Genomic DNA, 12,809 nt, shown 5'->3' with positions numbered 1-12,809 from the left:
ACCCGGCGATCTGCTTCCATGATCAGGAGATAGGGGCCGTTGGCGAAGCTCGGCGTTTTGACCTTCCACCGCTGCATCAATTATGGATCGTTCTGGCAGGCGCGATCTCTTGTCCACGGACTTCGTTCGCTCGGCACCGACCCCATTGTCCTCGATCATCATTCCGCCCGTGTCACCCGGGCCGAGTGGCGCTGCGCTATGCAGCCGCTCCTGCCGGAGAGAACCCCGCGCGGGGACATTCCGCTCTACGCTTCCAAGATCAGAAAATTTCAGAGCGCTCTGGCGTCGGTGCCGATGAGTGCCCCCTTCGCGCTGGACGACCCTGATGGTGCCGAAGAATGCGATATCGTCGTCGTGGGCAGCGACGAGGTTTGGAACTTGCGGCATCCCTGGTACGGCGGTTGCTCGCTTTTCTACGGAGAGGGCCTCTCGGCCAAGAGAACCGTTTCCTACGCGGCGACGTTCGGAAACCACCCCGCGGCCAATGGCCTCGAACCATATTGGGCTGAAAGGCTGCGGAAATTCGATGGAATTTCCGTCCGCGACGACAATTCGAGGGCGATCATCGAAAAGGATGTCGGACGCGAGGCGACGCTCGTCCTCGACCCTTGCCTGCAGTTCCCCGAGACGATTTCCTTCGGTCCGAATACTCTGGTTTCGCGCCCCTATATAGCGGTCTACGGACATTCGTTCCCGTCCTGGTTTCAGCACGCGGTTCGCCATTGGGCGACGACGCGCTCGCTGCCTCTCGTCAGCATAGGCTATCGCAACGAATGGGCGGACGAGCAGTGGCTCGATGCCGGTCCCTACGAGTTCGCCGCCTGTATCGCGGGTGCCGAGGCCGTCGCGACGAATTTCTTCCACGGCTGCATTTTCTCTCTCCTCAACGCCAAGCCATTCGTCACGGTCCTTTCAGACTATCGTTCCAACAAGATCGCCGATCTCGCACACACCGCCGGTGCGGAACGGCACGTGGTGTCGCAGGCGACGCCGCAAGCCGGCTACGAGACACTTCTCGCAGAAGCCCCGAGCCCGGCCATCGCGCGAAGGCTCGCCGAGCTCCGCCGGCAATCACGGACCTATCTGACAGATGTTCTCGCCTGAGCGCCCCGCACCCGCCTCGGCCAGCGCCTTGCTCTCGCCGGGGCAGATGGCGAAATCCGGGCTTTGCATCGGTTGCGGCACGTGCATGGCGCAATCGGGCGGCAGCGCTGCGATGAGTCTCGATCGCTACGGCCAGCTAAAACCGGCCGCTGCACATCGCCCCGACGGGTTCGCCGAGCTGTGCCCCTTTTCGCCCCACGCCCGAAGCGAAGACCAGATCGCCGAGGCGCGCTTCGGATCGGCGCAATTTTACGATCCGCGGATCGGCCGCTTCGAGGCAGCCTATGTCGGCCATGTCAGCGAAGGCAGCTTTCGAGCGGACGGCAGTTCCGGCGGCATGGCCAGTTGGACGGCCGCGGAGCTTCTGAAGAGGAACCTCGTCGACGCGGTGGCGCATGTAGTTCCCTGTTCAGGCGCCGGCGAACGTCTTTTCCAGTATCAGGTCTCGCGGACCGCGGATGACCTGCGCAAGGGCGCCAAGTCGCGCTATTATCCGGTGGAGCTCTCTCGTGTCATCGCCGAAATGAAGCGGCAACCCGGCCGCTACGCAGTCGTCGGGATTCCCTGCTTCATCAAAGCGATCCATCTCCTCTGCCTCAACGACCCGGTGCTTGAGGAGCGCCTTGCCTTCACCCTCGGCCTCTTCTGCGGACACATGAAGAGCACCCGCTTCGTGGAAAGTTTCGCGTGGCAGATGGACACGGAAATGAACGCCGTGGCGGGCGTCGATTACCGCCTGAAGGATACGGCAAGACCGGCGAACTGGTACACGGCCCATCTGCGGCTCAAGGACGGAAGCACGAGAAGCAAGGATTGGTGGCATCTGGTCGACGGCGACTGGGGAGCCGGGTTCTTCCAGAATTCCGCCTGCAATTTCTGCGACGACGTCGTGGCCGAAACCGCCGACATTTCCTTCGGCGACGCCTGGGTCGAGCCCTATTCGTCCGACGGCCGGGGAACGAATGTGGTTGTCGTTCGCTCACCCTTGCTGCAGGCGCTCGTGGCCGATGCGATCGAGGAGGGAAGGCTCGAACTGAGTGCGGTCGACAGTGCCTTCGTCGTGGAGACACAGGCTGCCGGTTTCAGGCAAAGGCGAGAGGGGCTGGCCTTCCGGCTGGCCTGGCCGCGTTCCGGCATCAAGCCGAGGAAACGCGTTGCGCCGAAGTGGAGCGGCTTGCCCGCACGGCGGATGCTGGTTTACTGGCTGCGTAGCGCGATCAGCGCGAACAGCCACCGTGTCTTCTGGCTTGCCAGAGCCCTGAACATGCCGGCCGCCTATCTCCGCTGGGCTTCGGCGATGCTCGCTCTCTACCAGGGCGTGACCTATTCACGCGGCTCGATCGGCAGGCTCGTCGACGCCATCGCGAGGCCCGGGCGCAAGGGCTCGAAGGACGACGGGGCGGGCGCATAACGCGCCGTCATTTCGGCACAGAATTCGGCGAATTCCTCCGGAACGAGGGGCGCGCTCGTGTGGTGCGGGGCAAGCCCCCGGTGCTCGGGCGTGAAGCAGAAGGTGACGGTGACGTCGAAATCTTCGAGTGCCTCCATCTGGCGGTCGAACCAGTCGAGCGCGTTCGGCCGGAAGCGGTCGGCCCAGGAGAGACCGGTGCGCAGATATGTGACGCCTAGGCGCTTCATCCAGGCGACGGCATCATCGAGGCGCGGGTCCTCGAAATGGAACCATTGTACGAGCCCGATCTCCGGCGTGTGGCGGGCAAACTCCTCGAACGCCAGTTTCGGCGAGCCGTCCTCGCGCAGAAGACCCATGTAGAAATGCCGGTAATAGGACGAGCCCTCGGCCTCCCGGTGTCGCGTCGTCGCGGGCCAGGCCCGCGGCAGGTCGTAGAGGCTGTACCATTGGATCCGATCCGCCCGGCCCTTCAGGAGTTCGGCGGTTCGCTTCAGTCCCCAAAGCTGCACCTCCTCGGCGCCGAAGGTGGAGACGCCGACCTCGCTTACCCAGACCGGCAGTTCGGTGACGCTCTTCAGTTCATCAAGCTTCTGCGGCCATTCATGGATCTGCCAGAGGTTCCAGTCGAGTGGGAAACCATGGGCCGCAACGGCGTCGACGTGGTCGAGCACGCCCTGCGATTTCATCAGAGCGAGGAAGTTCGGATCAATCGGCGAAATTCCGCCGAGCACGCGCGTGAGCCCGGGATTGACCTCCCGGATCGCAGCCGCGGCCAGCTTTGCCATATGGGCAAAGCGGCTCCAGTCCGGATCGATCTCCGGATCCCAATGCGACTTGTTGTTCGGCTCGTTCCAGATCATGGCGGCTTCGATCATGAGTACCTCCGAATTGCCGGAAACGCCGGCCGGCTTCCCGCGCTTGCGGCACCGGCGGACGGGCCGGCCGGCTACGACACGTTTTCGTTCAGCGTCTGGATTTTCGCTCCCCAATCGCCCATCACCAGCACCGAGACGGAGGCAGGCGCGATATCGAAGCGCGGCCAGGCGTCGGAGGAAAGGCCGAGGATGTGACAGACCAGGGTTTTGATGACGTCCGCGTGGCTGACCAGAGCGACCTTCTCCTGGCCGTGCCGCTGCGCCAGCGCCGCGACAAGTCCCACCGCCCGGCATTGCACGTCCAGCATCGTCTCGCCGCCGGGGGCACGCACGAGGCTTCGCATAGCGTTCCATCGCCGCCAGAGCGGGTCGGTATCGAGGACGTCGAAGGTCTTGCCCGACCAGTCGCCGAAATCCACCTCGTCGAGCGCTTCCGTGGTCACGACCTCCGCGACATCCGACGCCGCGGCGATCGCCGCGGCCGTTTCCTGCGTGCGCTTGCGCGGGCTCGCATAGATCGAGCCTATGCCTTCGCCGGCCAGACGGGCCGCGAGCCGCTGAGCCTGCTCGCGGCCCGCGATGCCGAGCGGTACGTCGCCGGTCCGCCCGGCAAGAAAGCAGCCGACCCTGTCATGGGCGGCATGGCGCACCAGAAGGAAAGTGGTCGTCACTCGGCCGCCCCCAGAAGTGCGTCGGTATCGCCGGCGATGAATTCCTCCAGGCGTCTACGCGCTTCGGCATCGGTGAACTGCTGCGGCGGCGATTTCATGAAGTAGCTCGAAGGGGCAATCAGCGGACCGGCGATGCCGCGGTCGATTGCGAGTTTGGCGCAGCGAACCGCATCGATGACGACTCCTGCGGAATTCGGCGAGTCCCAGACTTCGAGCTTCAGTTCGACGTTGAGGGGAACGTTGCCGAATGTCGTGCCCTCGACTCGAATATAGGCGAACTTGCGGTCGGCAAGCCAAGGGACGTGATCGCTCGGGCCGACGTGGATGTCGCCGGCCGCGAGCGGAATATCCATCTGGCTGACGACCGATTGGGTCTTGGAAATCTTCTTCGATTCGAGCCGTTCCCGCTCGAGCATGTTGAGAAAGTCGGTATTGCCGCCGAAATTGAGCTGGTAGGTCCGATCTATGCGCACCCCCCGGTCGCGAAAGAGATTGGCAAGCAACCGGTGCACGATGGTCGCGCCGACCTGGCTCTTTATGTCGTCGCCGATGAGCGGCAGGCCGCGCTCGGCAAATTTGCGCTGCCACGACTTGTCCGAGGCGATGAAAACGGGAATGCAGTTGACGAAGCCGCAGCCGGCGGCAAGCGCCTGCTCCGCATACCAGCGCGTGGCGACTTCGGAACCGACCGGAAGATAGGAGACGAGCACGTCCGTCCCGGTCTGCCGCAGGATCTCCGCGACGTCAGCGGCGGGCGCATCGGACTCCTCGATCTCCTCGCGCAGATAGCGGCCGATGCCGTCGAGCGTCCTGCCGCGCTCGACGACTACGCCGGTGGCGGGAACATCCGCAAAGCGGAACGTGTTATTGGGAGCGGCGTAGATGGCTTCGGCGACATCGCGCCCGACCTTCGAAGCGGCGACGTCGAAGGCCGCGGAGACCTCGATATCGCCGACGTGATATCCGCCGAGATTGGTATGCATCAGCCCCGGAACCGGCTCGTCCTCCTTCGCGTCGCGATAGAATGTCAGCCCTTGGACGAGGGAGGACGCGCAATTGCCGACACCGACCAGCCCGACCCGAATGGAGTTCGATCGCATCTCACCACTACTCCTGCACAGTATCTACAATGCTTGCCAAACCCGCGCGCAACCGATTGGTTCCTTCTTCTTTCTCCCGTTTCTCGCGCATCGCGGATCGAATTCAGCCGCAGCGCGTTGAAGGGGCGGACAGGAAAGTGAGCGAAACTTCATGCTCGTATACGGTGACGCAAAGCGCCTGGAGCGCGCCGACATGCTATGCGCAGAGATCGCCTCGCGCCTGCAGGCGGCCCAACACCTGCCGGCGGGCATCGAGCGCCACACCGAGCTCGTCGCCATCCTGCTCAGGGCCGGGGAACTGGTGCAGGGGCTTGCCGACCTGGAATTGGCGCAGATGGGAGCCGACGAAATCTCCGCATCGCGCCAGACGGGCGAGTGCCTCCTCCTCGACCTTGCCGGACTCGTCGCCCGGTCCTGGCGCCAGGGCTTCGCCGGCCCGGTGGTCGTGCCGGCCCGTGTCGCAAGGTCGCTGGCGAACAGCCAGGCACCGCTTTCCCTCAGCATTCGCGAGCCGGAAGGCTACGCCTTCTATGCTCTTTACCCGGAGAGCTATCTCGAGGCCGCGGCAGGCTCCGGGCTTCCTGCCGACACGGTGGTGATCGGCCTGCGCAGCATCGGGACCACGCTTTCGGCGATTGTCGCGGCTTCCATCGGTGCCGCGCCTCCGGTCACACTGCGGCCGATCGGCGATCCGTTCCAAAGGCGGCTTGCAGTCGCGCCGCAACTTGCGGAACGGCTGCTGCGCGACCGGGCGGCGAATTTCGCGATCGTGGACGAAGGACCCGGCCTTTCCGGCAGCTCGTTCGGATGCGTCGCGGATTGGCTGGAGGATCACGGCGTCAGCGGCAGGCGCATTCACTTCTTCCCCGGCCACAAGGGCGGGCTTGGACCGCGATCCTGCGGCCGTCATCGCGAGCGCTGGGCGGCGAGGCCGCGCAATGTCATCGACGTCGACGATCTCCTGATCAGGCCGTCCAACTCTGCGCGCCACCTCGCCGATTGGATCGCCCATCTCGTCGGCCCGCTCGAGAAGCCGCTCGAAGACGTCTCAGCCGGCTTATGGCGCAAGACGCTTCCCGGCGATCGCTGGCCTCCCGTGGACGGCAGGTTCGAACGCCGGAAATTCCTGGCGCACACCGCCGACGGTCCGTGGCTCGTCAAGTTTGCGGGACTCGGCGACACTGGGCAGCGAAAGCTCGTCAAGGCCCGCCTCCTCGCCGATGCAGGCTTCACGCCCCCGGTCGCCGGATTGTGCCATGGCTTTCTGGTTCAGAAATGGGTTTCCGCGAGGCTGATGGCGCCGCCGGAATTCCGCCGGCCGGCCTTCATCGCGCATCTCGGCCGATATCTGTCCTTCCGGGCGCACAGCCTGCCGCCGCCAGCGGCGCAAGGGGCATCCATGGCCAAACTTTGCGAGATGGCAATGATCAACACCGAAGAGGCATTGGGCAGAGCGGCAGCGTCGCGGCTGAAGACCAGGTTCGGCGATGCGGAGCGATACAATTCGACGATCCTGCCGGTCGATACGGACAACCGGCTTCACCGGTGGGAATGGCTGGTCGAAGGAGAGCGACACATTCTCAAGACCGACGCGCTCGACCACAGCAGTGCCCATGACCTCATCGGCTGTCAGGACATCGGCTGGGACATTGCGGGAGCGAGCATAGAATTCGACCTCACGCGGGAGGAGCGGGCGGAGCTGCGTGCGGCCGTCTCCGAAGGCTGGTCGCGCGGTCCAAATGCCGGGCTGATGGAGCTCTTGGAAATCTGCTATCTCGCTTTCCAGCTGGGCCTGTGGATGTCGGCAAAGTCCGCGGCCGCCCCCGAGGAAGTCCCCCGGCTGGAGGCCGCAGCCGCGCGCTATGCGAGGCTCCTTCGGCGCCGGATCGACGGGGATTAGGATGGAGTCGCAGCGGGCCGCACGCCACCCTACCGCCCATAAATCCTGTCCAGCACATCCGCCACCGTGACCAGATACTCGTTGTCGGGATCGAAGCGCTCGCCTGCGGCCAGCCTCTCGGCCCAGCCGGCCGCCGCGCGTCCACCCCAGGCGTCGGGGGGAACCGCAAGCACCTCGCCTTGCGTGCCGCGATAGCGTTCGGCCGTGAAGTCCAGATACGATCCGTTGACGTTTCTAAGGCTAGCGCCGCCTTCGGTGCCGTAGAAGTCGGCGCTGATCACCGCATCGCATCCGGCCTGCAGATGCCATGAGCATGCGATCCGGGCGAGAACGCCGTTGGCCAGTTCGACTGTAGCGACCGCGTAATCCTCGACCTCGTCGCCGTCGCGGCGGATGGGCAGACCTTTGGCGAAGAGCCTGCTTTCCACCCGAGCGACGTCCGGGAACCCGAGGACCCATAGGAGGAGGTCGACCAGGTGCACGCCGAGATCTATGACGCAGCCGCCGCCGGAAAGCGCCTTGTCGTAGAACCACGGCTTGCTCGGCCCGTAGGCGTTGTGAAAGGTGAGGTCCACCGCGAACACGGTGCCGAGTTCGCCCGACGCGATCAGGTCGCGGATCTGCCGCATGCCGTCGGTGTAGCGATAGGAGAGATCGACGCTCAAAAGCCTGTCGACATGCCGGGCGGTTTCGACCACCGCCGCGGTCTCGTCGCGCGTGCGGCCGAGCGGTTTTTGGCAAAAAACCGCCACGCCCTGCTCCAGAGCCACAATCGATTGGGCGGCGTGGAGCGCGCTCGGCGAGGCGATCACGATGCCGTCGAGCTCGTGGTCGAGCAGTGCCTCGAGCGAGTTCACGACGGAAGCCTCGGGGGTCAACTCGCGGGCCGCCGCCGCCATTTCCGGCGATGGATCGAAGATCGCGACGGTTTCGACGGATCCGGTTTCGACCACCGCCTTCATCCGGTGGAAGCCGATTCTTCCAACGCCGAGAAAGCCGACGCGGGGGCGGATGATGGCCTTCGGGCTCGTTGAAAGCTGCATTGCGTCACTCATGGCAGATCACCAGCGCTTTGATGAAACCTTCCGGCCGGTCGCGCGTCATGTCGAGCGCGGCGCCGAGTTCTTCGAGCGGGAACCGATGGGTGTAGAGCCGCGAGGGAGAGAACCGACCCGCTGCGGTCGCTTCGATCGCCTCGTTCATGCCGCGCATGTAGACGGCAGGATCGCGTTCATGCGCGTTGATCACGTCGAGGCCGCGCCAGTTCCAGAGCTGCATGTTCACCTGTCGCGGGCCATCCTGGTGATAGCCTGCGACGACGAGCCTGCCGCGCTCCTTCGTCAGTTCGCCGGCAAGATCGAGCGGCCATTGCTTGCCGACCGCCTCGATGACGCAATCGCAGAAGCGCCCGCCGGTCAGTTGCTTCACCTCTTCGATGATCCGCCAGTGATCGTCCATGGGAATCACTTGGCTCGCGCCGGCCTGCTTGGCCGCGGCGAGCGAAGACGGCCTGCGCGATATCGCTATCACCCGCGCGCCGGCAGCGCTTGCGAGCTCGGTCAGAAGAATCCCGAGAAAACCGATGCCGACGATCGCCACGGTCTCTCCCGGACTGATCGCGCTGCGCCGGAAGATGTTGAAGGCACAGCCGAGCGGTTCGCCGGGAAAGGGCTGATCTGCAAGAGACGCCGGCAAGGGTGCGATTGCGCTCTGATCGGCGATATCGTGCGTGGCATAGGCATGGTAGGAAAGCGCCGCCACGCGATCGCCCGTCGCGAAACCGTGCACGTCCTCGCCGACCGCGTCGATAATTCCCCAGCCCTCGTGTCCGAGCGCGCCGGGTTCCGTCGGAAACTGCATCCATTCCGGACCCGCCCAGGGAACGAGATTGGAGGCGCATACGCCGCAGCCTTCGAGCCTTATCCGCACCTGGCCGCGACCCGGTTGCGGCAACGGCAACGTCTCTATGCGCACGGTACCCGGCCCGGTGACGATAGCGGCGGACATCGTGTCCGTCCGCTGAGATATGCTGATGTTCATGTCAGCTCCTTCCCTCGGTGGAGACCTGTCCGGCAGCCCGAAAAGGGTGTCGCGAGGTCCGCCGGACCCGCCCCTGCCCCGGCCAAAGAAAGCTCTGAGCAATGTTCAAGAGCCTTCCGCCCTTAACTTGATGTTGCAGCTTTTGTTCCTGATGCCCGCAGTTCGCGTGGAACACTCCCGCGAAAGAGAGGTTTGTACCTTGGCACGGGCGACGCCCCGCGGGGGATCAAAGAAGAACATCAAAGAAGAAGAAGTCAAAGAAGAAGGAACATTTGCGACGCAGGTTTGTTGGAGGTTTGTCTCTATCTCTGATTGGTCATCATCAGGTGCATTATGACAAAAGTACTTGTTACCGGCGGCTGCGGCTTCATAGGGCGGCATGTTGTCGAAGAGCTTCTTTCAAGGAACTACGACCTGCGCGTCCTCGATGCGTTGAACGATCAGGTCCATGCGGATGCGCAGGTCACGCTGCCACCGGAAGTAGACATGCGGCGCGCCGACATATGCGACGCAGACGCGGTGAAAAGCGCGCTGAAGGACGTCGATCACGTCATTCATCTCGCCGCGGAAGTCGGCGTCGGCCAGTCGATGTATGAGATTTCCCGCTATGTCGGCGTGAACGACCTGGGCACCGCCGTCCTTCTCGAGGCGATGATCGGCATGCCGATCCGGCGGATCGTCGTCGCCTCTTCCATGAGCGTTTACGGCGAGGGCTTGTACGAGACTACGGCAGGCGAGCGCCGTGCGCATATCCGGCGATCCCCCGCCGAGATCAAGGCCGGCGCCTGGAACCCGTCCGGTCCTGACGGCGAACGCCTGAGGCCGATCGCCACCGACGAGAACAAGCCCGTCGATCTCGCTTCGATCTACGCGCTCACCAAATATGCGCAGGAGCGTCAGGTCCTTATATTCGGGGAAGCCTATGGCACGGACGCGGTGGCGCTGCGGCTATTCAACGTCTACGGCGCCGGCCAGGCACTTTCCAACCCCTATACCGGCGTGCTTGCCAACTTCGCTTCCCGGCTTGCCAACGGGCAATCGCCGATGGTCTTCGAGGACGGCCGCCAGAAACGCGACTTCGTGCATGTCCGCGACGTGGCGCGTGCCTTCCGGCTGGCGCTCGAACAGCCGCACGCCGCCGGCCACGTCATCAATATAGGCAGCGGCAACGCCTACGCCATTGCGGACATCGCCTCGCTGCTTGCCGAAGCGATGGGTGTCCCCGATATCGAGCCGGAGATCATCAACAAGGCCCGCTCCGGCGACATCCGCAATTGCTTCGCCGATATCGCCAAGGCACGCGACCTTCTCGGCTTCGAACCGGCCCACCGGCTCGAGGATTCGCTTGCGGATTTCGCCCAATGGGTCCGCAGCGCCGGCGCGATCGACCGCGGTGCCGAGATGAAACGCCATCTGGAAGCACGGGGGCTGGTCCTATGAGCGGCCGGACCGTCGGCACGGACCGGCATCTGGCGGCGCCCGCTCTTTCCGGCAAGGCGGCGCCGATCCTGGTCGTAGGCGGCAGCGGCTTTCTCGGCTGCAATCTCGCCGACAGCTTTCTGCGCGACGGCGAGCACGTGATCGTTCTCGACAATCTCAGCCGTCCCGGCGTCGAGCGAAACCTCGAATGGCTGGTGGACGACCACGGCCGCGCCGTCGAGGCCTTGATCGCCGATATCCGCGACCTCGGCGCGATCGAAGCTGCCTTCAGAGACGCCAAGGCCGTGTTTCATTTTGCGGCCCAGACGGCGGTAACCACCAGCCTCGAGCGGCCGACGGACGATTTCGAGACGAATGCCCGCGGCACGCTCAACGTGCTCGAAGCCGCACGCCTGGCCGGGCGCCGCGCGCCAGTCATCTTCGCCAGCACAAACAAGGTCTATGGCGCGCTCGGGCACATCGAGATGCAGGACATGCGGGGCCGCTACATGCCGGCCGACGAAGCGACGCGCGAGCATGGCGTCAGCGAGACCCAACCGCTCGATTTCTGTACACCCTACGGCTGCTCGAAGGGCGTCGCCGACCAGTATGTGCTAGATTATGCCCGCTCCTTTGGCTTGCCGACCGCCGTGCTCAGGATGAGCTGCGTCTATGGGCCGAGGCAGTTCGGCACCGAGGACCAGGGCTGGGTCGCCCATTTCCTCATTCGCGCGCTCGCCGGCGAGCCGATTTCGATCTATGGCGACGGCAAGCAGGTCCGCGACATTCTTCATGTCACCGATGCGGTCGCGGCCTACAGGGCGCTCCTGAACTCGATCGACCGCCTGAAGGGGCGCGCTTTCAATCTTGGAGGCGGACCCGGCAATGCCGTCAGCATTGTCGACGTGCTGAACGAGATCGAGCTTTTGACCGGCCGCAAGCTCGCGACGGCAAAAAGCGATTGGCGCGCCGGCGACCAATTGTACTTCGTCGCCGATACGCGCGCGATCGCCGATGCGCTCGGCTGGAAGGCCGGGATGCCCTGGCGCGAGGGCTTGCGCGACCTCTACGCCTGGCTTCACGACGATCGGGGCGCGGTCAGCGGGATCCGGCGCCAACCGCGGAGGGTCACCGCATGAGCCTTCCCCCCTTTTCCGCCGCTGGATTTGACGACCGTCACGACGTCTCCGGCCCACTGCCGCGGCGGGTATTGATGACGGTCGATGCCGTGGGCGGCGTCTGGCGCTATGCTATGGATCTCGCTGCCGCCATGCGGGGTTCCGGCGTGGAGACGCTGATCGTCGGCCTCGGCCCTCAACCTTCCCCGGAGCAACGGCGCGAGGCGAAGAGCATCGGCCGGCTCGAATGGCTCTCGACACCGCTCGACTGGATGGTCGAAGACGAGAGCGAGCTCGACCGCGTGCCGCAGCTCCTGTCCGAACTTGCGCTCAGGCATTCCGTCGATCTCCTCCATCTCAACCTGCCGTCCCAAGCCGCGCGAATAACGGCGGAGGTCCCCGTCGTCACCGTCTCGCATTCCTGCGTCGCCACCTGGTTCGCTGCGGTGCGCGGGTCCGGTCTGCCGGAAGCCTGGCGCTGGCAGAAGCGATTGAACCGGCTGGGATTCGACCGCGCCGACCTGGTGCTCGCGCCGAGCCGAAGCCATGCCGCGGCCCTGACGCGTACTTACGGTGAAATCCACGATCTCGCAGTCGTCTATAATGCGAGCCGGAATGCATGCTTCGTCAGCGCCAGGGAAAACTTCGTTTTTGCCGCCGGTCGCTGGTGGGACGAAGGCAAGAATGGCGCCGTGCTCGACAGGGCGGCCGCCGACATAGACTGGCCGGTCGTGATGGCCGGTGCCTGCGAAGGGCCGAACGGGCAGCACCTGGCGATCATGCATGCCGATCACGAAGGCGAGCTCAGCCACGACCGGACGATGACGCTGATGTCGAGGGCCGCGATCGTCGTCTCTCCATCGGTCTACGAACCCTTCGGCCTGGTGGCGCTGGAGGCGGCGCGCGCAGGCGCTGCACTGGTTCTCGCCGACATCGAAACCTATCGCGAGCTCTGGGAGGGTGCCGCCCTTTTCGCCGACCCCGGCGATCCCGCCGCCTTTGCCGAAGCCGTCAACCGGCTGACGGAGGATGCAAAGCTCAGGGCCGACCTTGGCCGGCGGGCGCGGCTGCGCTCGGCCGATTTCACCGTCGAGGCCCAGCGCGACGCGGTGCTCGCCGCCTACCGGCGCGTGATGAGCGGGTCCGATCGATTGACGGCAGCGGAGTGAGC

The 12,809-nt window shown here is 64.7% G+C and carries 12 protein-coding genes; 7 read left to right on the top strand and 5 right to left on the bottom strand.

Annotated elements, in window-relative coordinates; genetic code table 11:
- Positions 1-39 precede the first annotated feature (39 nt).
- The gene (locus M1D43_RS18320) at positions 40-1,104 is read left to right on the top strand and encodes a polysaccharide pyruvyl transferase family protein (protein ID WP_013850091.1); all 1,065 of its coding nucleotides are present in this window, start codon (positions 40-42) and stop codon (positions 1,102-1,104) included.
- Complete coding sequence (locus M1D43_RS18315) at positions 1,091-2,515, top strand: Coenzyme F420 hydrogenase/dehydrogenase, beta subunit C-terminal domain (protein ID WP_013850092.1); 1,425 nt, start codon at positions 1,091-1,093, stop codon at positions 2,513-2,515. The genes M1D43_RS18320 and M1D43_RS18315 overlap by 14 nt, the downstream gene beginning before the upstream one ends.
- Here the strand turns inward: M1D43_RS18315 and M1D43_RS18310 are convergent.
- The 3 genes from M1D43_RS18310 to M1D43_RS18300 form a co-directional block, all read right to left on the bottom strand.
- The gene (locus M1D43_RS18310) at positions 2,428-3,390 is read right to left on the bottom strand and encodes a glycoside hydrolase 5 family protein (RefSeq protein ID WP_010975143.1); all 963 of its coding nucleotides are present in this window, start codon (positions 3,388-3,390) and stop codon (positions 2,428-2,430) included. The two genes, M1D43_RS18315 and M1D43_RS18310, sit on opposite strands and share 88 nt — an antisense overlap.
- Positions 3,391-3,461: 71 nt before the next feature.
- Positions 3,462-4,061 carry a histidine phosphatase family protein gene (locus M1D43_RS18305; RefSeq protein WP_010975142.1) on the bottom strand — a complete coding sequence of 200 codons (600 nt, stop codon included), beginning with the start codon at positions 4,059-4,061 and terminating at the stop codon, positions 3,462-3,464.
- Entirely contained in the window at positions 4,058-5,161 is a 1,104-nt protein-coding gene (locus tag M1D43_RS18300) for an inositol-3-phosphate synthase (RefSeq protein ID WP_027989168.1), read from the bottom strand. Before M1D43_RS18300 ends, M1D43_RS18305 begins: the two co-directional genes overlap by 4 nt.
- A gap of 151 nt (positions 5,162-5,312) precedes the next feature.
- On the opposite strand from M1D43_RS18300, the gene M1D43_RS18295 reads away from it, so the two are divergent.
- A complete protein-coding gene (locus M1D43_RS18295; RefSeq protein ID WP_027989167.1) occupies positions 5,313-7,061 on the top strand; it encodes a hypothetical protein in 1,749 nt (582 codons plus the stop codon).
- Between the two features lie 29 nt (positions 7,062-7,090).
- Here M1D43_RS18295 and M1D43_RS18290 read toward each other — a convergent pair whose 3' ends face one another.
- The gene (locus tag M1D43_RS18290; RefSeq protein WP_015456580.1) at positions 7,091-8,116 is read right to left on the bottom strand and encodes a Gfo/Idh/MocA family protein; all 1,026 of its coding nucleotides are present in this window, start codon (positions 8,114-8,116) and stop codon (positions 7,091-7,093) included.
- Positions 8,109-9,101, bottom strand: coding sequence for an MDR/zinc-dependent alcohol dehydrogenase-like family protein (locus M1D43_RS18285; RefSeq protein ID WP_027989166.1), 993 nt, complete (start codon positions 9,099-9,101; stop codon positions 8,109-8,111). The genes M1D43_RS18290 and M1D43_RS18285 overlap by 8 nt, the downstream gene beginning before the upstream one ends.
- On the opposite strand from M1D43_RS18285, the gene M1D43_RS18280 reads away from it, so the two are divergent.
- Genes M1D43_RS18280 through M1D43_RS18265 form a run of 4 tightly spaced genes read left to right on the top strand, consistent with a single transcriptional unit; the run spans position 9,094 to position 12,807 of the window.
- Complete coding sequence (locus M1D43_RS18280; RefSeq protein ID WP_127514007.1) at positions 9,094-9,438, top strand: hypothetical protein; 345 nt, start codon at positions 9,094-9,096, stop codon at positions 9,436-9,438. The genes M1D43_RS18285 and M1D43_RS18280 overlap by 8 nt on opposite strands.
- Positions 9,435-10,541: an NAD-dependent epimerase/dehydratase family protein gene (locus M1D43_RS18275; protein ID WP_010975137.1), complete on the top strand. Its 1,107-nt coding sequence runs from the start codon at positions 9,435-9,437 to the stop codon at positions 10,539-10,541. Before M1D43_RS18280 ends, M1D43_RS18275 begins: the two co-directional genes overlap by 4 nt.
- A complete protein-coding gene (locus M1D43_RS18270) occupies positions 10,538-11,659 on the top strand; it encodes an NAD-dependent epimerase/dehydratase family protein (protein ID WP_027989165.1) in 1,122 nt (373 codons plus the stop codon). Before M1D43_RS18275 ends, M1D43_RS18270 begins: the two co-directional genes overlap by 4 nt.
- Complete coding sequence (locus M1D43_RS18265) at positions 11,656-12,807, top strand: glycosyltransferase family 4 protein (protein WP_027989164.1); 1,152 nt, start codon at positions 11,656-11,658, stop codon at positions 12,805-12,807. The genes M1D43_RS18270 and M1D43_RS18265 overlap by 4 nt, the downstream gene beginning before the upstream one ends.
- Positions 12,808-12,809 lie beyond the last annotated feature (2 nt).

It is taken from the genome of Ensifer sp. R1-3, assembly GCF_056739175.1.
This window is presented reverse-complemented; position numbering and strand designations above follow the sequence as displayed.

What these genes read in the sequence shown, in the direction of transcription:
- M1D43_RS18290 (WP_015456580.1), bottom strand. Translation starts at nt 8,116, where the DNA reads ATGAGTGACGCAATGCAGCTTTCAACGAGCCCGAAGGCCATCATCCGC.
- M1D43_RS18280 (WP_127514007.1), top strand. Translation starts at nt 9,094, where the DNA reads ATGTTCATGTCAGCTCCTTCCCTCGGTGGAGACCTGTCCGGCAGCCCG.
- M1D43_RS18270 (WP_027989165.1), top strand. Translation starts at nt 10,538, where the DNA reads ATGAGCGGCCGGACCGTCGGCACGGACCGGCATCTGGCGGCGCCCGCT.
- M1D43_RS18315 (WP_013850092.1), top strand. Translation starts at nt 1,091, where the DNA reads ATGTTCTCGCCTGAGCGCCCCGCACCCGCCTCGGCCAGCGCCTTGCTC.
- M1D43_RS18275 (WP_010975137.1), top strand. Translation starts at nt 9,435, where the DNA reads ATGACAAAAGTACTTGTTACCGGCGGCTGCGGCTTCATAGGGCGGCAT.
- M1D43_RS18295 (WP_027989167.1), top strand. Translation starts at nt 5,313, where the DNA reads ATGCTCGTATACGGTGACGCAAAGCGCCTGGAGCGCGCCGACATGCTA.
- M1D43_RS18285 (WP_027989166.1), bottom strand. Translation starts at nt 9,101, where the DNA reads ATGAACATCAGCATATCTCAGCGGACGGACACGATGTCCGCCGCTATC.
- M1D43_RS18300 (WP_027989168.1), bottom strand. Translation starts at nt 5,161, where the DNA reads ATGCGATCGAACTCCATTCGGGTCGGGCTGGTCGGTGTCGGCAATTGC.
- M1D43_RS18310 (WP_010975143.1), bottom strand. Translation starts at nt 3,390, where the DNA reads ATGATCGAAGCCGCCATGATCTGGAACGAGCCGAACAACAAGTCGCAT.
- M1D43_RS18265 (WP_027989164.1), top strand. Translation starts at nt 11,656, where the DNA reads ATGAGCCTTCCCCCCTTTTCCGCCGCTGGATTTGACGACCGTCACGAC.